Consider the following 21596-nt stretch of genomic DNA (forward strand, 5'->3'; position numbering starts at 1 on the left):
TTTCGTCGCGGGAGGCGTTTCGGCTCCCCGCGTGCCTATGCCATGAACGCTATGCCGGTGACAGAATGTGAATCTTGCTCCCCGCAACCATAGCTTTGGATTGCGCGCTATATTCCTTCATATGCGGCGCAACTGCATGTGCGCCGAGCGCCTGCATGCTTTCCCACTGCTCAACGACGACAAATGTATCCGGCCCGAATTCCGTTTGCATCGGGCCTGCGTTTTCGGTGTCGATCGTGGCTTCGTAAGCGATGCAGCCCTTTTCAGTGCGTACCGTTGCGGCGTTCTTGTTGAACAGTTCCAGAAGGTTTGCGCGTTGGCCCGGCTGGGCCGTGATCACGGCGATAACGTGGATGACGGACATGGGTGGTGTCCTCCGTTTTTGGTCAGGTTCAAGTCTCGGGGTCAAGAAAAGCTGATGCGCGGATGCGCCCTGCTGGGCGCGATTGCGTGCGGTAGGCTCCTCCATGCCTTGATGGGAGAATTGCAACTTTACGAGAAAAGTAAAGCATTGCTTGAAATAAAATTAAGCATCGCGTAAATATCGCGTCAGCCGGGGTGTTGTTGGAGGATTCCCTAGCCGGATAGAGTGCCTTGCCTTGGGAGGGGATTATGGTTCACAGCAGCCAGCGAAATGCCGAGATGCCTGTCGAGGGCGGGGCGCTTCTTGATCCGGGCCGCGGCGCGGTGGCCTCGTGAAACACCCGTCCCACACCGCGAAAATCGCACCCGAGAGAATTGCCTATGAAATGGCAAGCAGTGGCGAAACCCTCACGTTTGGAGAGCTTGACAGCCGCTCCAATCAGGCAGCGCACGGGTTTCGAAAGCTGGGCGTGGGGCCGGGCGAAAACATCGCGCTGCTCTTTGAAAACTGTCTGGATTTCGTGGTTCTGACCTGGGCGGCGCAGCGGTCGGGATTGTTCTACACCGCCATCAGCTGTCATCTGACCGCAGATGAGATCAGCTACATCGTCGGCGACTGCGCGGCGAAAGTTTTGGTGGTGTCCTCGACATTCTCAGAATTTTTGCCTGCGATCCAAACGGCTTGCCCGGATGTTCGGATCTTTGTCAGCGGGGGCGCTGAGGGTGCTGAACAAGATTGGAACGCTTTTGAACGGTCTATGCCCACAATTCCGGTCGCGGATGAGACAGTGGGCGCTGATCTGCTATATTCGTCCGGCACCACAGGGCGGCCAAAGGGCGTCGTGCGCGAATTCACCCGCCAGCCCATCGATACAGTGATCCCGCCGTTAATGACGGTGCTGTGCGAAACGATGGCGAATATGGACGATCAAAGTATCTATCTGTCGCCGGCCCCGCTGTATCATGCGGCCCCGTTGCGCACATCGATGATGGCCGTCATGCTGGGCGGCAAGTCAATCATCATGGAGCAGTTTGACGCCGGTCAAATGCTGCAGCTGATCGAAAAGCACCGGGTGACGCATACCCAAGTCGTGCCCACAATGTTCGTGCGAATGCTCCGTCTGCCCCGCGCTGAACGAGAAGCCTGTGATCTTTCCTCGCTAAAGGTGATTTTCCATGCGGCGGCCCCGTGCCCGCAAGAGATCAAGAGGCAAATGCTGGATTGGGTCGGCCCGATCCTGATCGAATATTACGCGGGTTCGGAGGCCAATGGCGTTACCGTTTCAACCTCTGAGGATTGGCTGAAATACCCCGGCACTGTGGGGCGATCGCTGATCGGTGAGATTCTGGTGGTCGACAAGGACGGAAAACCGCTTCCCGTTGGAGAGATCGGCGATGTCTATTTCGACAGCGGTATCGACTTTTCCTATCGCGCCGACCCGGAGAAAACCGCCAAGGCGTATTTGCGCCCCGGCTGCTCAACGCTGGGGGATGTGGGATATGTGAACGCGGAAGGGTTCCTGTTTCTCACGGATCGGGCGTCTTACACGATCATTTCCGGCGGTGTGAATATCTACCCGCAGGAAACGGAAGATCTGCTCGCGTGCCACCCAGACGTTGCAGATGTCGCGGTGTTTGGCGTTCCCAACGAGGAAATGGGCGAAGAGGTGAAAGCCGTCGTTCAGCTTGTGGACGGAATTGACCCTGGGCCCGCAAAGGCGGAGGAATTGATGGAATTCTGCCGCGCACGTCTGTCTCGTATCAAGGCGCCGAAGAGTATCGACTTTCGTGAAGAGTTGCCGCGCACCCCAACGGGCAAACTTACCAAGCGCAAGCTCAAGGACGAATACTGGAACTGAGCCGCCGGTTTGGGCGGCTGACAAGCAGGCATCGACACCGATTGCCGTGATGACATGAACTGGACACCAACATGACTTTTTCCCTTGATAATAGCCGAATGTCCGAACGGGCTGTGCAAATCGCCGGCCGGGTGGAAACCTTCGTGCGTGAGCAGATCATTCCCTATGAAAAAGATGATCGCCGCAACAGCCACGGCCCGACAGAGGTGCTTGGTGATGAGATGAAGGAAGCGGCCCGAAAGGCCGGCGTGATGACGCCCCATATTCTTGAGGACGGCACGCATCTCTGTCATCTCGAAACCGCATGTGTGTTGATACGGTCGGGTCTTTCCCCGCTTGGACCGGTCGCGTGCAATGTAGGCGCCCCTGACGAAGGCAACATGTATCTTTTGGGTCAGGTTGGCTCTCCCGAGATGAAAGAGCGGTTTTTGACGCCGATGGTCGAGGGCAGAATGCGCTCTGCCTTTTTCATGACGGAGCCTGCGGAAGAGGGCGGCGCCGGGTCAGACCCAATGATGATGCAGACGACCTGCAGGATGGATGGGAACCACTGGGTCATCAATGGCCGCAAGACGCTGATCACGGGGGCCGATGGTGCGGGGCTGGGTATCGTTATGGCCAAGTCCGAAGACGGGGCCTGCATGTTTCTGGTCGATCTGCCCGATCCCGCGATCCGGATCGAAAGGGTGCTCGACACGATCGACAATTCCATGATCGGCGGACATTCGGTCATAAACATCGACAACTTGAGGGTGCCTGCCAGCCAGATGCTGGGCGAAAGTGGCGAGGGTTTCCGCTATGCTCAGGTGCGGCTGTCACCTGCGCGTCTGACCCATTGTATGCGGTGGCTTGGCGCGGCGATCCGCGCGAACGAGATCGCGAGCGATTACGCCAACCGCCGCATGGCCTTTGGCAAGCCGTTGGTCGATCACGAAGGCGTCGGCTTCATGCTGGCCGAGAACATGATCGATCTGAAGCAAGCCGAACAGATGGTCTATTGGTGCGCGGACGTGCTGGATACCGGCGTGCTTGGCACGGTCGAAAGCTCGATGACGAAGGTGGCCGTTTCCGAAGCACTGATGCGTGTTGCCGACCGGTGCGTGCAGGTGATGGGCGGGCAAGGCGTGACGGCCGACACCATCGTCGAACAGGTTTTCCGCGAGATACGGGCGTTCAGGATCTATGACGGCCCGACCGAAGTCCACAAATGGTCGCTGGCGAAGAAGGTCAAGCGGGACTGGAAAAAGGCAAACGGCGCATGAGGCATGTCTGCTTCAGCCTGAAATCACACATCACATCAGCGGAGATATTCTAATGGCTCTACATACGCGGGTCACCGAAATGCTGGGGATCGACACCCCGATTGTACAGGGCGGAATGATGTGGGTCGGCACGGCCGAGATGGCATCGGCGGTCTCAAATGCCGGGGGGCTGGGCATTCTTACGGCGTTGACCCAACCGACACCTGACGCACTGGCCGCAGAGATTGCCCGCTGCAAAACCATGACGGACAAGCCGTTCGGCGTGAACCTGACCGTGCTGCCGTCTGTGAACCCGCCGCCCTATAGCGACTACCGCCGTGCGATTATCGAAAGCGGCGTCAAAATCGTAGAGACCGCAGGCGGGCGGCCTCAAGAACATGTGGAGGACTTCAAGGCGCATGGCATTACGGTTTTGCACAAATGCACCTCGGTTCGTCATGGTGTCTCGGCAGTGAAGATGGGGGTGGATATCATCTCTATCGACGGGTTCGAATGTGCGGGCCACCCAGGTGAGGATGATGTGCCGGGTCTGGTTCTCATCCCTGCCGCTGCGGATCAAATCCAAGTACCATTGCTGGCATCCGGTGGCTTTGGCGATGGGCGTGGGCTGGCGGCCGCACTGGCCTTGGGCGCCGATGGGATCAACATGGGGACGCGCTTTTGCGCCACGGTCGAGGCACCGATCCATGAGCGCGTGAAACAGTTTCTGGTGACGAATACCGAACGGGACACCAACCTGATTTTCCGTGGTTTCAAGAACACCGGACGTGTCGCCAAGAATTCGGTCTCTGACATGGTGGTCGAAATCGGATCGAAGCCGGGGGCGGAATTCCGCGATGTGCAACCCTATGTGTCAGGCGCCAAGGGGCATGAGGCATTGATGTCGGGTGAACTGGACAGAGGGCTGATCTGGGCGGGGCAGGTCCAAGGGCTGATCACTGACATTCCGACATGCGAGGCACTGGTGTCGCGCATCGTGGCTGAGGCGGAAGCCATAATCTCGACCCGGCTGGCGCGATTGGTCGCGTAACGGCCGCCGCTTGGGCCGGTCGATTTAGGGTAAGGTGGGGGATGCGCGATGGCTGATCTGGTGCTGCGTGAAGATAAAGATGGCTGGACTGTTCTGACATTGAACAGGCCCGACAAGTTGAATTCGCTGACCGTCGCGCTGTTCAAGGAGTTGCGCCAACACATTCTTGACCTGCGGGGTGACGACGCGATCCAATGCGTTGTGCTGCGCGGGGCGGGCAAGTGTTTTTCGGCGGGCCATGACCTTGGCGATATTGCCGAAGGCGAGGACGTGCCGTCCGAAGGCTGGCATTCCGAAACCTTGCGCTTGATGGAGAAACTGCCAAAGCCGGTGGTCGCGGCGGTGCATGGGCATTGCTACACTGGCGCGCTCGAAGTTGCGCTGGCCGCTGATTTCATCATCGCGGCCGATACGGCCCGTTTCGGGGATACACACGCCAAATGGGCCTTGACCCCCGTCTGGGGGATGAGCCAGCGGCTGCCCCGGCGCGTAGGCATCGCGACAGCGAAACGGTTGATGTTCACGGCGGACATGATCGACGCCAAAGAGGCGGTGCGGATCGGACTTGCCGAATATGCGGTTCCTGCTGACGCCTTCGAACCCGAGATCGAAGATCTGGTTGCCCGCATCATCGCGAACTCTCCATTTTCCCATGCCGCGAACAAGCAGTTGCTGGACGCGACGGATATGCGCCCGCTGGATGCCGGATTGCAGTGGGAGGTGATGGAGACCGCAGGCATTGGACCGGATATGGCGGAACGGATTGCGGCCTTCACCAACAAACAGATGACCCGGGTTTCGAACTGAGTAATCGGGGGAGGATTGCGGAATGAATACCCAGATCAATGCGGATTTAGTCGCGTTCCGGGACGAGGTGGCGGCGTTTCTGGATACGGCGCCCACAGACGCGATCCGGGAAGCCGGGCGTAAAACCACGAGCGCGTTCCCGCCCTTTGAGCAAGGGGCCGCTTGGCAGGCCATTCTGAACGAAAAGGGCTGGGCCGCGCCCGATTGGCCGCAAGAATACGGCGGTACGGGATGGTCTGCCGAACAGCGGACCATTTTTGAAGAGGAATACCGCAAGCGGGATTTGCCCCCCTTGCTGCCGAACTCACTCAAAATGGTGGGGCCGTTGCTGATCGACTTGGGCACGGAAGAGCAGAAGGCCAAATACCTGCTCCGGATCTTGTCGGGCGAGGATTACTGGACGCAAGGGTATTCCGAACCAAACTCCGGGTCCGATCTGGCATCTCTGCAATGTAGCGCGGTTGCGGATGGCGAGGATTACATCATCAACGGCAGCAAGATATGGACGACGTTCGCCCACAAATCGAACCGGATGTTCATGTTGGTCCGCACCAGCAGCGAAGGCAAAAAGCAGCAGGGCATCACGTTCCTGCTGCTGGACAGAACCGACTTTCCCGGCATGGATATTCGCCCGATCAAGGGCTTGGATGGCAATGCGGAATTTTGTGAGGTGTTTTTCGACAACGTCCGCGTGCCGCAATCCGGCCGGGTCGGGGCCGAAAACGAAGGGTGGAGCGTTGCGAAACACCTGCTGAAACATGAACGCAACGGGTCGGCCAACAGTCCTGTTCTGATGCGGTATCTGACACGGATTGTTGAAGCGGCGCGCGCGGAAACGTCACCCTTTGGTGGCACTCTGGCCGATGATCCGGTGTTTCAACGCGACTTGGGCGCGCTGCATGCGGATGTCGTGACGCTCTCTCATTTCGAGCGGCTGATCATGAGCGGACACGAGTTGGCCGCTGACCCCGCATTGCCTTCCATCGCCAAGACCATGAACTCAGAGTTGATCCAGCGCGTGTCAGTCATGATGACGCGGGTCGCGCAGCTGGAAGGTCTGTCCATGCAGCTTGATGCGCTGACCGTGGGGGCAGGGGAAGACCCGCTGGGGAGCGAATTGGATCTGATCGCAATGCCGCTTTATCTGAACAGCCGCGCGACCACGATCTACGCAGGTACGAATGAGGTTCAACGCAACTTGATCGCACGTAGCTTGCAGGTCGCCTGAAAGGTCATGCAGATGAATTTTTCCCAAACCGATGAACAGAAGATGTTGCAAGAGAGCGTGACGCGCCTTTTGGATCGAAGCTATGATTTCGAGGCGCGTCAAAAGCTGCTGGACTCTGGTCGCCCATGGTCGTCCGACATCTGGCAGGCGCTTGCCAAGATGGGAATCCTGGGCCTGCCCTTCGCAGAAGAACTCGGCGGGTTTGGCGGTTCGATGGCGGATATCGTCGCAGTGGCTGAACCTTTTGGGGCACATCTGCTGATAGAACCCTATGTTTCTTCGATCTTGTTGGCGGGCCAGTGTCTGGCGCTTTCTGATCATCCTTCTGCGCAGGCGCTTTTGGCCAATGTCATTGCCGGTGACCAGACGGCGGCTTTCGCTCATGAAGAGGGCAAAGGGACCGTGAACCCGGCCCTTGTTTCCCTGGCCGCATCCGAGGGTCAGAATGGCTTTACCCTCAACGGTGAAAAGCGGTTGGTTCTTGGCGGTGCCCAGGCTGATGTTCTTGTTGTGTCGGCAAGGGCGCGCGGCGGTGTCGGGGACACGGAGGGGCTGTCTGTCTTTATGGTCAATCCCAAACAAGAAGGGGTCAGCATCACGCCCTTTGTCACGATTGACGGGCGTCATGCTGCGCATATCGCCTTTAGCGAGGTTCATCTGCCCCTCGAAAGCAGACTTGTTACCGAAGCGCATGATGCCCTTGAGGAAGTGATTTCCAAAGCCATCGTGGCGCTTTGCGCCGAAGCGGTTGGCGCTATGGGCGCGCTGCTTCGACTGACAAGCGATTATGCGTCGACCCGGAAGCAGTTCGGCGCGCCAATTGCGACGTTTCAGACGATCTCGCACCGTTTGGCAGATATGAAGATCGCCTATGTGAAGGCTCGGTCGAATCTACTGTACACAACCGCGTTGATGGATGCAGGACGCGCAAGCGCACAGGATATCTCTGTCCTGAAAGGGCAAACTGGCACGCTAGGCCGCCAAATTGGCGAGGCCGCGATTCAGACGCATGGTGGTGTCGGGATGACCGATGAGATCAGTATCGGCCACTTTCAAAAGCGCATCCTGACAATCAATGCGATGTTTGGTGACAGCGAATACCATTTCCGGTCGGTTGGCCAATCTCTCGCCGCTGCCAATGCTTGACCCCGTCATGTAAGGGGCGGAGCGTTTTATCACTGCGGTCTAGGGATGCCGTGTCAGGTGCGTGCGGTCAGGCCGCCCAGGATGACCGCGATCATCTGTTCCGTGTAGGAACGGCGTATGTTGTCATCGATCCGATCGACCCCATGCATGTATTTCAGCACGTCTCGCGACGAAAAAATCTGATCGCATGCGCCAATGACAATGAAGTAGAAAAACTTGTAGTCGACGGGTTGGAACTCTCCTGCCGCCACGCCGTCGGAAATCATGCGCTTGTAGGCGTGGTGGATCGGTTCGATATACGACTCGATCATGGTCGATCTGACTTCTTCGGTCTCGTCACGCATCGTCGTGGTCAACAGCCGCTGCAAATACGGATACTTGAAGTACATGTTGATCAGGCCGGAAAGGTGATACCGCATCTTGGCTGTCGGGCGCATGTCCATCTCGACCAATGCTTCAAGTTGGGTGACCGCCTCGGCCAGATCCCGGTGGAGAAGCGCCCGCATCAAGCCACTCTTGTTGCCAAAATAGTATTTCACCAAAGCAGAATTCACACCGGCTTTGGCCGCGATATCGATGATTGGCACCGACAAGGTATCGCGTTCGCACATGAGTTCGCTTGCGGCGGTCAGCAAATCATCCCTCGTTGAGGCACGCTCTTCGACGGGGGCGGTAGCTGCGGCTGCCTTTGAATTCATTGCTCAACTAACTCCTGTGGGTGTGGACGTCTTAAGTGTTGGCGATCTCATTGTCACTGATTTTTCGTCCTCATGGTGTGCCAGTTCTACCGCTGGTTTTGCACTCCATCCGAGCCTGTAGTGCAGGCTGGAGTCCAAGGCCGTCGAAGCGCGATATAGGCCACCAGTATCTCGCAAAGTCTCGCGCAGTCAACAATGCGAGTTAACTGCGCAATTATTTCTTTACAGGTCTAAACTAACTGATTAGTTAAATTATGGGAGTGACGTGGTTCGGGTTAGGAGGCGGCCCGCCACATCACGCTGGAAGGGCGGTTCTGCTTTGCGTCGGCGGGCGCCATGGTCTCGGGCCCGGCAGCATGTCGATCAGCGGAAGCCGCGACAGCATCAGGAGGAGGTAAAATGATTGATCCAGAAGCGATGAGCACGATGAGTGCCGTATCAAGGAGCGCCGCACAGCGGGTGCCTGACAAGATATGCAACCGCTTCGAAGGGCGCGACACAACTTTTGCAGAGTTTGATCGCCACGTGGATCAGGTCGCCAGCGCCTTGGATGCAAGTTCGGCGAAAGTGGTCGCGTATCTGGGCAAGAACTGCGACCACGTGTTTGAGATTTTCGTGGGGACGACCCGATCGGGTGGGAAGTTCGCGCCTTTGAATTGGCGTCTTGCGCCAGCTGAAATCATCGAAATTCTGCGGCAATATCCGCCAGACATCTTGTTCTTTGGCCCGGAATTCACTGCTGCGGTCGGGGAGATTGCCGAGGCGCTGCCGAATATCCAGATCTTGGCAATGGAAGGCGGCGATGGCCCTTGGCCCACTTTCGAGGCCTGGCGCGATGCGCAGCCGGCTGTTCCTTTCAGTGATCGGTCATCCAGCAGCGATCCGGCTTTGGTGCTGTTCACGTCCGGGACCACGGGTGTGCCCAAGGCCGTACTGATCAGCCACGGCAATTTGCTCCAGCCCAAATTGGATTCCTTGCCGGTAAAGCACATCTATGACCATTGGGACGACGACGACATCGGGCTTATCGCAATGCCGCTGGCCCATATCGGCGGCATAGGGTTCTGGATCATTTCTTTTGTAAATGCCTGTACCAGCGTCATTCAGCGAGAGTTTGACCCTGCTGGGGCGTTGGATGCGATCCATAGAGAGCGGGTTTCAAAGATATTCGTCGTGCCTGCGGCCCTGCAAATCGTCATCCAGCACCCAAATGCTGCAGATGTGGATTTCTCATGCATCCAGACGGTGATGTATGGTGCCGCGCCGATGCCCTTGCCCCTCTTGCAAGAGGCGATCGAGGTGATCGGCTGCAAGTTCGTCCAGTGTTACGGCATGACCGAAACGACGGGCACTATCGCAATTCTGCCGCCGGAGGATCACTCGACAGAGGGATCGGCGCGGATGCGCAGCGCCGGACGCCCTGCCATGGGGTGCGAAATTGCGGTGTTCGATCCGGCTGGAAAGCCCGTCAAAACCGGGGAAATTGGCGAAGTGGCGGTCCGGGCTCCGGCGAATATGCTGGGATATTGGAAGAACCCGGAAGCGACGGCAAAAACCCTGCGTGACGATGGATGGCTGCTGTCCGGCGACGCCGGTTATCTTGATGAAGACGGGTATCTGTATATCCATGACCGCATCAAGGACATGATCATTTCGGGCGGTGAGAATGTCTATCCTGCAGAGGTCGAAAGCGCGCTTTACGCACATCCCGCCATTCGCGAAGCCGCCGTGATCGGCGTACCCGACGCGAAATGGGGCGAGGCGGTGAGGGCGGTTGTCACCCTGAAGCCAGATGCGACCCTCGACGAAACAGAAGTGCTGAACTGGATGCGCGGAAAGCTTGCGGCGTTCAAATGTCCCAAAGCAATTGACGTCATCGACGTGATGCCGCGCAACGCATCTGGCAAGCTTCTGAAACGTGACCTTCGCGCGCCTCATTGGGAGGGCCGCGAGCGGCAAGTGAATTGATCGCGGCGCAAGGCATCTCACAGCACCAGATGGCCTTGGAGGAAGGATTGGCGCGGCTGTTGTCCGTCCTTGATCCTGCGGCGCGAGGCATTCAGGATTTGCGCAGGCTGTCGGGCGGTGCCAGTCAAGAGACGTGGTCTTTCCGGATTGACGGCGGGCAGGGGCAGCGCCTGATCTTGCGCCGTGCCCCCGACGCCGCGCGTTCGGGTGGCTCGGGCATCGGCATGGCAGCGGAGGCCGCAGTGATCCGGCGCGCGGTTGACGCTGGCGTGCCTGCGCCCCGCATCGTGCATGAATTGATGCCGCAAGACGGTATCGGAACCGGCTTCATCATGGCGCAGATCGAGGGGGAGGCGCTGCCAAGCCGCCTGTTGCGAGACCCCTGCTTTGCCCCGGCGCGCACCAAATTTGCCAATCAGGCAGGTAGCATTCTGGCCAAAATCCACCAGACCGACCCAGCGGGCCTGCCCATCCCAACCCAGTCCCCTCAAGAGGTGCTTGCCGATCTTGCTGCGAGACATCGTGCTGTTGGCGACGCGCGCCCGGTCTTTTCGTTCGCCTTACGCTGGCTGGCTGAACATGCGCCGGCGCCGCGGCCCTGGACCTTGGTGCATGGAGATTTTCGTATGGGAAATCTGATGCTTGGGCCGGAAGGTCTCCGCGGTGTTCTGGATTGGGAACTGGCGCATATCGGTGATCCCGCTGCGGATATGGGATGGCTGTGTATGGAAAGCTGGCGCTTTGGAAATGACGATCCTGTTGGCGGCTTGGGGCGTCGCGAGGATTTGTTCGCTGGGTATGAAGCGGCAGGTGGCACGCCTGTCGATCCGGCGGCTGTGCGGTGGTGGGAAATCCTGTCGGCGTTGCGGTGGGGCGTCATCATCGAAGAAATGGGCGCTTGGGTGCGCCACGGGACAGACACCAGCGTGGAGCGGCATGTGATCGCCCGCCGCGCTTCGGAAACAGAGGCGATATTGCTGCTTGATCTGCTGGAAGGGGCCGCGTGATGCAGGACCATCCGACACCTGATGCAATCTTGGCGGCAGTCTCTGAATGGCTGCGGGGCACCGCTGCGGCGGCGTTGCCCGCGCATGCGCGGTTCGAGGCAAAGGTCGCGGCCGGTGCGGTTGACCTCGTGCGGCGCCAGATTGCCGCGCAACCGTCCGAAGGGGATGAGATCCAGATGCTGTCGGACCTCGTGGGCGAAGCGGGGGGCGTGCAGGCGCTGACCTCACGCCTTTGTGCTCAGATCGAAAGCGGCGAAACGGATCTCTCGACTCCGGGTCTGCCGGACCTGCTGATCACAACAACACTGGCCAAGATCGACATCGACCAACCGGAGTTTTCCGCAGCCGCGCGCCTGCGGGCATTGGCACAGCGCAGGAAAGGGATGCCCTAGCAGACCATCCTCGACCGCCGCCAATCGTAACATGGGAAACGCAAAATGAACTTCGATCTTCCACCTGACATTACCGATCTGCTGACGCGCCTTGACGCCTTCATCGAAGCGGAAATCGTACCGTTGCAGGCCCAGGACGATAACGAGCGGTTTTTCGACCATCGCCGCGAATATGCGCGCACTGATTTCGAAAATGGTGGCCTGCCCCGACCCGAATGGGAGGCCCTGATGGCCGAAGCGGTTAAGCGCGCGGATAAGGCCGGGTTCTACCGGTTTTCCCTGCCTGCTGAATTCGGCGGGCAGGATGGAGGCAACCTGGCGATGGCCGTTGTGCGTGAGCATATGGCCGCCAAGGGGCTGGGGCTTTTCAATGACTTGCAGTCTGAACATTCCGTGGTTGGCAACTTCCCGGTGATCGTCATGCTGCGCGATTTCGGGACGGAGGGGCAAAAACGGAAATTCATTTCCGGCGCGCTGAATGGCGACATACGCATGGCGTTCGGCCTGACCGAGGAAGCGCATGGATCGGATGCAACGCATATGGAAACGCGCGCGGTGCGCGAGACGCGCGATGGCGTATCCGGCTGGCGCATTGACGGCGAAAAGATGTGGACGACGGGGATGCACACCGCGACCCATTGCGTGACCTTCGCGCGCACGTCGGGCGCGGATGGTGCGGCTGACGGGATCACCGCGTTTCTGGTTCCCGCCCAGACACCGGGATTGGAGATCGAAGAGTATCTTTGGACCTTCAACATGCCGACTGATCACCCCCGGATCAGTTTCAGCAATGTCTGGGTGCCGGATGATCTGATGTTCGGGCCAGAGGGCGGCGGGTTGGCGCTGGCGCAGGCCTTTGTGCATGAAAACCGTATTCGGCAGGCCGCCAGTTCGCTGGGCGCTGCGGTATATTGCATCGAGGAATCCGTGCGGTATGCCCGTGCGCGCAAACCCTTCGGGAAAGAGCTGGCAGCCAATCAGGCGATCCAGTTCCCCTTGGTCGAACTGGCGACGCAGGCAGAAATGCTCCGTCAGCTCATTCGCAAAACGGCATGGGAGATGGACCGCATGCCGCATCCCGAGGTTGCCAAGAAACTCTCTGACAAGGTGAGCATGTGCAACTATCAGGCCAATCGTCTGTGCTGCGAGGCTGCAGACCGCGCGATGCAAATTCATGGCGGCATTGGATATTCCCGGCACAAACCGTTCGAACATATCTATCGCCACCATCGCCGCTACCGCATCACTGAAGGCGCGGAAGAGATTCAAATGCGCAAGGTGGGCGCATGGCTGTTCGGCTATCTTGGCCCGCGACGCGGCAACATTCCCGACCCGGCCCCGCGCAGCGTCGCCGCGCCCCTGGCGGGAGAAAGCTGATGGCTGTTGTGCGCACGGACGTCACCGGTGGGATCATGACGCTCACCCTCGACCGGCCCGAAAAGTTGAACGCTTTCACGATTGAGATGATGCAGGAGCTTATCGACGCCTTCGATGTCGCGGACAAGGATGACGCTGTGCGCGCCGTTGTGGTGACGGGGGCGGGCAGGGCATTTTGTGCCGGTGCGGATATTTCCGGCGGGACCAGCGGCTTTGTGGATGTGGAAAACCGCAAGCTAGGCGAGGCCACAGTGCGCGATGGCGGCGGCCTGTTGACCTTGCGCATCTTTGACAGCCTCAAACCCGTGATCGCGGCCGTCAATGGGGCTGCGGTCGGTGTCGGCGCCACCATGCAATTGCCGATGGATATGCGGCTGGCCTCCGAGGATGCCAAGTTCGGTTTCGTGTTCGGTCGCCGTGGCATTGTGCCAGAGGCCTGTTCCTCCTGGTTTCTGCCGCGCGTGGTCGGAATCTCGAAAGCGATGGAGTGGAGCGCAACGGGCCGGATCTTTGATGCCCAAGAAGCGCTTTCCGCTGGATTGGTCCGCTCGGTTCACAAGCCCGCTGATCTGTTGGGGGCCGCGCAGGAATTGGCCGAGGAGATCAGCGCCAATAGCGCGCCCGTTTCCGTCGCGCTGACGCGCCAGATGATGTGGCGGATGCTGGGGGCCGACCACCCAATGGAAGCGCACCGCGTTGACAGTCTTGCGATCGAATTGCGTACTGCGTCGGACGATGCCGCAGAGGGCGTGCGTAGCTTCATGGAGAAACGCCCTGCGGTTTTTCCCGACAGGGTAAGCACCGATTTGCCTGACATCTTCCCCGATTGGTCTGCGCCGAAATGGCAATGACCCACCAGTTACCCGCGATACCAGAGGACCCCTGCCAATGACCATTTCCACCCTTGATGACCGTATAGAAGTCACCCGCGAGGGGCGTGTCAGCACGGTGCGCCTGAATGATCCCAAAACACTGAATTCCATGGATACGCAAATGGCATTGGCACTGCGCGAAGCGCTGCGTGCCGAAGCGAAGGTATCCAATTGCATCATTCTGATGGGCGGCGAACGCGGTTTTTGCTCGGGCGCGAATTTGTCCGGTGATCTTGCCCCCGGCGACGGGGAACTGGACGCAGGACAGACACTGGAAGATGCGTTCAACCCGTTGGTTGAGACGATCAGAACCTTGCCGGTGCCGTTTATCACGGCGGTGCGCGGCGCGGCGGCAGGGGTCGGTGCATCGCTGGCCATGGTGGGGGACATCATCATCAGCGGTCGCTCGGCCTATTTTCTTGAGGCATTTGCGCGGATTGGGCTTGTTCCCGATGGCGGCGCGGCGTGGCTCTTGACCCGCTCGGTCGGGCGCGTGCGGGCAATGGAATTGATGATGCTCGCAGAGAAGCTGCCAGCCGAACAGGCGTTTGACTGGGGCCTGATTACCCGGCTGGTCGAGGATGACGCGGTCGAGGCGGAAGCGATGAAGATCGCGCAGAAACTGGCGGACGGACCAACCCGTGCTCTGGCACTGACGCGGCAATCTGCCTGGGCCGCGGCGGAGTCCAGTTTCACCGAGAGCCTTCAATTGGAACGAGTTTTGCAACGAGACGCGGGCAATCACCCCGACTTTGTCGAAGGTGTCGCCGCGTTCAAGGAAAAGCGCGCTGCCCGTTTTGGCAGCTAGGCAGGCGCGTTGCGTCGGTCGTTAAGGGAGGAAACCATGTCCGAAGCTTATATCTGTTCTGCACTGCGTACACCCGGCGGGCGCCGTGGTGGCAAGGTGGCCGGGTGGCATCCGGTTGATCTGGCTGCGCGAGTACTGGACGCGACGGTGCAAAATACCGGCGTTGATCCGGCGGCCATCGAAGATGTCATCATGGGCTGCGTTGGTCAAAGCGGTGAACAGGGGCTGCACATTGGCCGCAATGCGGTGCTTGCCTCAAGCCTGCCCGAAAGCGTTCCTGCGGTGTCGATCGATCGGCAATGCGGGTCTTCGCAACAGGCCATTCAGTTTGCAGCGCAGGCTGTTATGTCCGGAACCCAGGACGTTGTGATCGCTGCGGGCGTCGAATCCATGTCGCGGGTTCCTATGGGAACCACCGGAGCGTTTTCGCGGAACTTTGAGCCCGGCTCCGCCAAATCGCCGGGTTTGGATGCGAAATATCCCGGCGTTGCCTTCAGCCAGTTTTCAGGCGCGGAAGCGATTGCGCGCAAGCATGGCTTCAGCCGCGAGGACCTTGATGCCTTTGCACTGCAGAGCCATCAGCGTGCGGTCAAGGCCACTGAAGGCGGGGCATTCGATCAGGAAATCGTGCCGCTTGAGCTGGAGAGCGGCGAAGTTCACCGGGCGGATGAAGGCATCCGCTTTGACGCCTCGATGGAGGCGCTTGCCGGTGTGAAGGTGCTGAAAGAGGGCGGTGTCATCACCGCCGGGAACGCCAGCCAGATTTGCGACGGCGCGTCGGCTGTCTTGATCGCCAGTGCCGCAGCGGTCAAGGCGCACGGGTTGACCCCCCTCGCGCAGATCCGGTCGATGACCGTGACGGGCGGCGATCCCGTGGTCATGCTCGAAGAGCCGCTTTTCGCCACGGATCGGGCATTGGCCCGCGCCGGCATGACGATTGATGAAATCGACCTTTACGAGGTCAACGAGGCTTTTGCGTCGATACCGCTTGCCTGGCTCAAGCACACAGGTGCCGACCCGGACCGGTTGAACGTCAATGGTGGCGCGATTGCGTTGGGACATCCGCTGGGGGCCTCTGGCGCAAAATTGATGGCGACGTTGGTGCATGGATTGCGCGCGCGCGGCAAGCGTTACGGATTGCAGACGATGTGCGAGGGCGGTGGGTTGGCAAACGTCACCATCGTGGAGGCCCTCTGACAGAAATTCGGGCTGCATATTCAAAGACATGCCGCCCCCAACCATCGCTCTTTCGCATCTCTGAAAGAGCACAGACGATCAATGAAACAGTCGGGTGTTACCCGGCGACTGAAAAACCGAAAAATGGGAGAAGTTAGATGAAGTTTTCCAAGATGTTCAAAAGCAGCGCATCTGCGTTGGTTCTTGCCGTCGCATCGGCAGGTGCGGTGTCGACAGCGGCACAAGCGGACCAGTTGCGGTATGCGATTGGCTGGCCTCCGGGCGCGCTGCCGACCGAGGCGATCGGGGCATATGCCGGCGCAGTCGAAGAAGCATCCGGGGGTGATGTGACGGTCAAAGTGTTCCCGCTTTCGCTGCTCAACTTTCTGGAATCGACCTCGGGGGTCCGCGACGGCATCGCGGATATGACCACGGTCCTGACACCTTACTTCCTGTCCGAGTTTCCGGCGACAAACTTCGCAACCGAACTGGCCAGCCTTAGCGAACTGGTCGAGGGGGACGCAGACCGCATGGCCTTCGCGTTTTCCGGCGCGATCATGGAGTATGTTCTGTTCAACTGCGGTGACTGCGTGAACGAATTCGCGGCGCAGAACCACGTATATACCGCCGGTGCCGGGACACCCCCCTATATGCTTCAGTGCACCAAGCCGGTCGTCACGGCGGAGGACCTGAAGGGAACGCGCATTCGCACGCCCGGCGCATTCTGGAGCCGCTGGATCGAAGCAATGGGCGCCATCCCGGTATCCATCTCGGTGAACGAGACATTCGAAGCGCTCAACCAAGGTGTCATCGACTGTTCCGCGTCCTCCGCGTCAGAGCTTACCAACTTCAGCTTCATCGACGTTGTCACCGACATTACCACAAACCTGCCGGGGTCTTCTTTTGTGTCGGCGCTGACCAATGTGAACAAAGACACATGGCGCGGTCTTGACGATGCTGGTCGCACCGCTTTGTTGAAAGGCTCCGCCGTTGGCGCGGCTGACATGAACTACGCCTATTTCAACGAGGCGCGGGACAACATCGCCAAGGCCAAGGAAAAGGGCATCACATTCCGCGAGGCGGATGCGTCCCTGCGGGCTGAAAGCGTCGAATGGATCAACAAGGATATCGATGATCTGGTCGGGATCTATGCGGACCGCGGCGTTGCAAATGGTGAGGCGGGCGCGGCAAAGATCCGTGAACTGATGACGAAATGGGTGTCGTTGGTGAAGGACGTGCAATCCGCCGAAGAGCTGGCTGACCTCTACTGGACGGAAGTCCTCTCCAAGGTCGATGTGACGACCTACGGGCAGTAAGTGATCCGCTGCACCGGATGCGTGGCGTGCGCATCCGGTGCGGCACCGTTTTTCCTTGGACTCGTGAGGCTTACATGAAGTTCTTTCAACGCGTGCTTGAACCGTTGGTCTCGGGGATGGGGCTGATCGGAATTATCTGCGTAACGCTGATGATGCTGCACATCACGTTCGATGTGGTGCTACGATTTGTCTTCAATGCACCGATAAGAGGCACGATCACCATCGTGTCGCACTATTACATGGTGATACTCGGCTTCTGCTCGCTTGCGGTCGCTGAATCGCGCGATGCCCACGTGTCTGTCGAAGTGTTCACAGAGCTGATGCCCCGCAATGTGCAAAACGGACTTGCGGCAATGGCCGCGTTTCTGGCGGCGATCGTCTTCGGCTTCGTTACCGTCCGCACATGGCTCGAAGCGCTGCATAAATTCGACATCAGCGCGGCGATCCAGCAGGGGTCGCTGACCATTCCTGTATGGCCAAGCTATTTCGCCCTGCCCGTGGGGTGCGGCCTGATGGCCGTGACCGCCCTGTGGCGTGCCTGGGCGATTTCCAGGGGCGCAAAATCGACATTTGGCCCTGACTTGAACGGTGAGCTTGGCGCAGAGGAGCTTCCCAATGGATGATATCGGTATTGGCCTGAGCGGTCTGGGGCTGCTGTTCGTGCTGATCGCATTGCGGGTGCCGATCGGCGTTGCCTTGATCGGTGTCAGCTTCGGCGGGCTTTACGTTCTGCTGGGCTGGCGCGTTGCCTGGGGCGCGCTTGCGGTGATGCCATACCAATTTTCGGCGAACTGGGTGCTTAGCTCGGTGCCTATGTTCCTGCTGCTTGGGTTCATTTGCTACCATGCGGAGTTGACCCAAGGGATGTTCAGGGCCGCGAGGGTGTGGACATCGGCGCTTCCCGGCGGGCTTGCCATTGCGGCTGTCTTCGGGTCCGCGGGCTTTGCCGCTGTGTGTGGATCATCCGTGGCCTGCGCAGCGGCCATGGGGCGCATCGCCGTGCCCGAGATGATGCGCGCACGCTACAACGCCGAACTTGCCACAGGCACCGTCGCTGTCGCGGGCACCATCGGGGCGTTGATCCCGCCCTCTATCATTCTGATCCTTTACGGTGTGATCGCGCAGGTCTCGGTGCCCCAGCTATTTCTTGGCGGGATTACGGCGGGGCTTATCTCGGCAATCGGCTATTGTCTGGTCATCCTCGTGCGGGTCAAAATCAATCCGGATTTGGCACCTGTCGGCGAAAGGGCCTCTTGGGCGGAGCGTATAACGGCCCTGAAGGACACCTGGCCGATCCTGGTGGTGATGATCGGGATTTTCGGCGGGCTCTTCTCGGGGGCCTTTACACCGACAGAAGCAGGCGCAATCGGTGCTTTCCTGTCCTGTCTGGTTGGGCTTGCGCGCAGGACGCTGACCTGGCGCCGGTTCCGGCTTGCCGTGGAAGAGACGATGATCACGACCGCCGCACTGATCGTCATTGGCGTCGGTGCAACATTGCTGACAAGGTTTTTGACCTTGTCGGGTGCCGGAGACTACTTGTCGGATTCCATAATCGGGCTGTCGGCCAACCCGGCCATGATCCTGCTTGGGATCATATTGGTCTATCTCATACTGGGGATGTTCCTTGAGCCGATTGGCGCGATGTTGCTGACGATGCCGATTGTGCTGCCGATTGTGCAGGATCTGGACTGGTCGTTGCTTTGGTTCGGGATCGTGCTGACCAAGCTGCTCGAGATCGGGATGGTGACGCCGCCAATCGGGATGAACATCTTTGTTATCAAGGGCGTCGTCGGCAGTATCGCAACGACAACGCAGATTTTCCGAGGGGTTTTATGGTTCATCTTGATGGATCTCCTAGTGCTGGCGGTTCTGGCGATCTGGCCGGAAATCACACTGTTCCTGCCTGAGATAATGAACTGACCGGAAAGCTGGTTTCCGAAACGCGGACCTGTCGTCTTTAAGCTTGAGAGAGGATGGAAATGAATCTTAATCGGTCAATTAATCTGCCGGCTGCTTTGGTTAACTACTTGACTAATTAATGGGTCGATGGAATATCGAACGCAGCGCGGAAGCAAAGAACGGCATCGCTGATCAAGTGCAGGTGCCACCGCGAATTGACAGGGTTTCGGCTGCATGCGCCGCCGGTGCCGGCTGGTCGGATTCTTGAGAAGGGATACCCCAATGGCAGAGGCCTACATCATTGACGCTTGCCGCACTCCTCGCGGCGTTGGAAAAGTCGGCAAGGGCGCGCTTGCGCATCTGCACCCCCAGCATCTGGGGGCCACGGTGCTGGCCGCGCTGCGGGATCGCAACGATCTCAACACGGCCGATGTTGACGACATTATCTGGGGGACCAGCACCCAAAAGGACAAGCAGGGCGGTGACTTGGGCCGGATGGCAGCGCTGGACGCGGGGTATGACATCAAGGCGTCGGGTGTGACGCTTGACCGTTTCTGTGGCTCCGGGATTACCACGGTTTCCTTGGCGGCCGCTCAAATCATGTCGGGCATGGAGGATGTCGTCATCGCGGGCGGCACTGAAATGATGAGCTACACGGCGCAGATTGCTGACCCGAATAAGCCCTTCATGATGGACGCGGGGAACCTGAGCCTGCGCTCAAAGCACCCTCAGACACAGCAAGGGTGTAGTGCCGACGCCATCGCGACGATTGAAGGGATTGACCGCGCCGCCGCCGACCAGCTTGCCGTCACCAGTCAGGAGCGTGCAGCCAAAGCCATTGCCGAAGGGCGTTTCGACGGCTCAATCGTGCCTGTACATGACCCTGAAACGGGCGAGCTTGTGTTGGACAAGGAAGAATTTCCACGTCCCGGAACAACGGTCGAATCCCTTTCCACGCTCAACACCGTCTTCGACAAGTTCATGGAATTTCCGATTGACGATGAGGGCACGACCTACGGCGATATGATCTATGCGCGCTACCCTGAACTGAAGGGTAAGATGCAACACATCCACCATGCGGGCAATTCCTCGGGCGTGGTTGATGGGGCCGCGGCGATCTTGCTGGCATCGGAAAGCTATGTCGAAAAGAATGGCATGAAGCCGCGTGCGCGCGTCGTGGCCACGGCCAATATTGGCGACGACCCGACATTGATGCTGAATGCCCCCGTCCCAGCGGCGCGCAAGGTTCTGGAGAAGGCCGGTCTGACGACCGATGACATTGATGTGTATGAAATCAATGAAGCTTTTGCCGTTGTTGCGGAAAAGTTCATTCGGGATCTGAAACTTGACCGTTCGAAGGTGAACATCAACGGCGGCGCTATGGCGCTTGGCCACCCCATCGGCGCGACCGGCTCCATCCTGATCGGCACCGCACTCGATGAGCTGGAACGCTCAGGCGGTCGCTATGGGCTGATCACGATGTGTGCCGCCGGTGGCATGGCCCCCGCAATCATCATCGAGCGCATCTAAGCGCCTGCACGGGCGGGGGACCATTCCGTGCCATGCCGGACCGGTTCCCTGCAAATTTCCCGAAGAAGAGAAGCTTGATGACGCACCCTTTAACAATCGACCTAAGCGGAAAGAGAGCGCTGGTCACAGGCGCTTCCAGTGGTCTGGGTGCGCATTTCGCGTCTGTTCTTGCGGGGCAGGGCGCCGATCTGGTTCTTGCCGCGCGGCGCATCGACAAGTTGCAAGAGGTGGCGGAGCCGTTGCGCAAGATGGGGCGCGACGTCCAGGTTATGTCAATGGATGTAGGATCTGCTGACGCCGTGGAAGCTGCATTTGCAGACATGCTGCCTTGTGACATCGTTATCAACAATTCGGGCATTGGTCAGAATTCCTGGCTTGTGGATATGGAAGCAGACGAGTGGCAACAGCTGGTCGATATCAACCTGACCGGTGTCTGGCGCGTGTCGAAACAGGCGGTGGCGATGTTTCGCAAGGCAAAGACGGCTGGATCGATCATCAACATCGCGTCGATCACCGCGTCGCGCACAGCGCTCAAGTCCGGGGCATATGCCGTGACAAAAGCCGGTGTGGTCCACATGACCAAATCCCTCGCGATAGAGGTCGCGCGTGATGGCATTCGCGTCAACGCGCTGGCGCCGGGTTATTTCCAGACAGAATTGAATGCGGAGTTTCTGACATCAGAAGCCGGGCAGCGCATGGCTGCGCGCATTCCACAGCGCAGGTTCGGCACTCTGGAAGAGTTGAACCTCCCCCTGCTGATGCTGGCGGCAGACCAAAACGCCTACATGACCGGCGCGACCCTCACGGTCGATGGCGGCCACAGCATCAACGCCCTTTGAAATTAAAAACGGAGAACGT

General features: G+C 59.1%; 19 protein-coding genes and 1 pseudogene. 18 read left to right on the forward strand and 2 right to left on the reverse strand.

Going from position 1 to position 21596, the window contains the following annotated elements:
- Positions 1-49: 49 nt before the first annotated feature.
- Positions 50-364 carry a putative quinol monooxygenase gene (locus tag E4Z66_RS10205; RefSeq protein WP_136462883.1) on the reverse strand — a complete coding sequence of 105 codons (315 nt, stop codon included), beginning with the start codon at positions 362-364 and terminating at the stop codon, positions 50-52.
- Between the two features lie 331 nt (positions 365-695).
- On the opposite strand from E4Z66_RS10205, the gene E4Z66_RS10210 reads away from it, so the two are divergent.
- The 6 genes from E4Z66_RS10210 to E4Z66_RS10235 all read left to right on the forward strand — a co-directional run bounded on the left by E4Z66_RS10210 (position 696) and on the right by E4Z66_RS10235 (position 7695).
- A complete protein-coding gene (locus E4Z66_RS10210) occupies positions 696-2222 on the forward strand; it encodes an acyl-CoA synthetase (protein WP_136462884.1) in 1527 nt (508 codons plus the stop codon).
- 71 nt (positions 2223-2293) lie between these two features.
- Positions 2294-3484 carry an acyl-CoA dehydrogenase family protein gene (locus E4Z66_RS10215; protein WP_246035961.1) on the forward strand — a complete coding sequence of 397 codons (1191 nt, stop codon included), beginning with the start codon at positions 2294-2296 and terminating at the stop codon, positions 3482-3484.
- A complete protein-coding gene (locus E4Z66_RS10220; protein ID WP_281276216.1) occupies positions 3405-4514 on the forward strand; it encodes an NAD(P)H-dependent flavin oxidoreductase in 1110 nt (369 codons plus the stop codon). Before E4Z66_RS10215 ends, E4Z66_RS10220 begins: the two co-directional genes overlap by 80 nt.
- A 48-nt stretch (positions 4515-4562) precedes the next feature.
- Complete coding sequence (locus tag E4Z66_RS10225; protein ID WP_136462885.1) at positions 4563-5321, forward strand: enoyl-CoA hydratase/isomerase family protein; 759 nt, start codon at positions 4563-4565, stop codon at positions 5319-5321.
- 22 nt (positions 5322-5343) lie between these two features.
- Positions 5344-6549: an acyl-CoA dehydrogenase family protein gene (locus E4Z66_RS10230; protein WP_136462886.1), complete on the forward strand. Its 1206-nt coding sequence runs from the start codon at positions 5344-5346 to the stop codon at positions 6547-6549.
- Positions 6550-6561: 12 nt separating this feature from the next.
- Positions 6562-7695, forward strand: a complete 1134-nt coding sequence (locus tag E4Z66_RS10235; RefSeq protein WP_136462887.1) for an acyl-CoA dehydrogenase family protein — start codon at positions 6562-6564, stop codon at positions 7693-7695.
- Between the two features lie 53 nt (positions 7696-7748).
- Here the strand turns inward: E4Z66_RS10235 and E4Z66_RS10240 are convergent, their stop codons facing one another.
- Positions 7749-8393, reverse strand: coding sequence for a TetR family transcriptional regulator (locus E4Z66_RS10240; protein WP_136462888.1), 645 nt, complete (start codon positions 8391-8393; stop codon positions 7749-7751).
- Positions 8394-8792: 399 nt separating this feature from the next.
- On the opposite strand from E4Z66_RS10240, the gene E4Z66_RS10245 reads away from it, so the two are divergent.
- From E4Z66_RS10245 to E4Z66_RS10300, 12 genes and pseudogenes are all read left to right on the forward strand, one after another.
- Complete coding sequence (locus tag E4Z66_RS10245; RefSeq protein ID WP_136462889.1) at positions 8793-10361, forward strand: long-chain-fatty-acid--CoA ligase; 1569 nt, start codon at positions 8793-8795, stop codon at positions 10359-10361.
- Positions 10362-10390: 29 nt separating this feature from the next.
- Complete coding sequence (locus E4Z66_RS10250; RefSeq protein ID WP_168797771.1) at positions 10391-11368, forward strand: phosphotransferase family protein; 978 nt, start codon at positions 10391-10393, stop codon at positions 11366-11368.
- Positions 11368-11760 (forward strand): DUF6285 domain-containing protein, encoded by a 393-nt coding sequence (locus E4Z66_RS10255; RefSeq protein ID WP_136462890.1) that lies wholly within the window; start codon positions 11368-11370, stop codon positions 11758-11760. Before E4Z66_RS10250 ends, E4Z66_RS10255 begins: the two co-directional genes overlap by 1 nt.
- A gap of 45 nt (positions 11761-11805) precedes the next feature.
- The gene (locus E4Z66_RS10260; protein ID WP_136462891.1) at positions 11806-13137 is read left to right on the forward strand and encodes an acyl-CoA dehydrogenase family protein; all 1332 of its coding nucleotides are present in this window, start codon (positions 11806-11808) and stop codon (positions 13135-13137) included.
- Positions 13137-13988 carry a crotonase/enoyl-CoA hydratase family protein gene (locus E4Z66_RS10265; RefSeq protein ID WP_136462892.1) on the forward strand — a complete coding sequence of 284 codons (852 nt, stop codon included), beginning with the start codon at positions 13137-13139 and terminating at the stop codon, positions 13986-13988. Before E4Z66_RS10260 ends, E4Z66_RS10265 begins: the two co-directional genes overlap by 1 nt.
- Positions 13989-14025: 37 nt before the next feature.
- The gene (locus tag E4Z66_RS10270) at positions 14026-14817 is read left to right on the forward strand and encodes an enoyl-CoA hydratase-related protein (protein WP_136462893.1); all 792 of its coding nucleotides are present in this window, start codon (positions 14026-14028) and stop codon (positions 14815-14817) included.
- 36 nt (positions 14818-14853) lie between these two features.
- Complete coding sequence (locus E4Z66_RS10275) at positions 14854-16014, forward strand: acetyl-CoA C-acetyltransferase (RefSeq protein WP_136462894.1); 1161 nt, start codon at positions 14854-14856, stop codon at positions 16012-16014.
- 152 nt (positions 16015-16166) lie between these two features.
- Positions 16167-17108, forward strand: a pseudogene (locus E4Z66_RS10280) (C4-dicarboxylate TRAP transporter substrate-binding protein); the annotation flags it as partial.
- Between the two features lie 275 nt (positions 17109-17383).
- Entirely contained in the window at positions 17384-17932 is a 549-nt protein-coding gene (locus E4Z66_RS10285) for a TRAP transporter small permease (RefSeq protein WP_136462896.1), read from the forward strand.
- Positions 17925-19229, forward strand: coding sequence for a TRAP transporter large permease (locus tag E4Z66_RS10290; protein ID WP_136462897.1), 1305 nt, complete (start codon positions 17925-17927; stop codon positions 19227-19229). Before E4Z66_RS10285 ends, E4Z66_RS10290 begins: the two co-directional genes overlap by 8 nt.
- Before the next feature lie 261 nt (positions 19230-19490).
- Positions 19491-20738 (forward strand): acetyl-CoA C-acetyltransferase, encoded by a 1248-nt coding sequence (locus E4Z66_RS10295; RefSeq protein WP_136462898.1) that lies wholly within the window; start codon positions 19491-19493, stop codon positions 20736-20738.
- A 77-nt stretch (positions 20739-20815) separates the two neighbouring features.
- Entirely contained in the window at positions 20816-21577 is a 762-nt protein-coding gene (locus E4Z66_RS10300) for an SDR family NAD(P)-dependent oxidoreductase (RefSeq protein ID WP_136462899.1), read from the forward strand.
- Positions 21578-21596 lie beyond the last annotated feature (19 nt).

Origin of the sequence: Aliishimia ponticola, assembly GCF_004803475.1 — a bacterium.
Lineage (GTDB): Bacteria > Pseudomonadota > Alphaproteobacteria > Rhodobacterales > Rhodobacteraceae > Aliishimia > Aliishimia ponticola.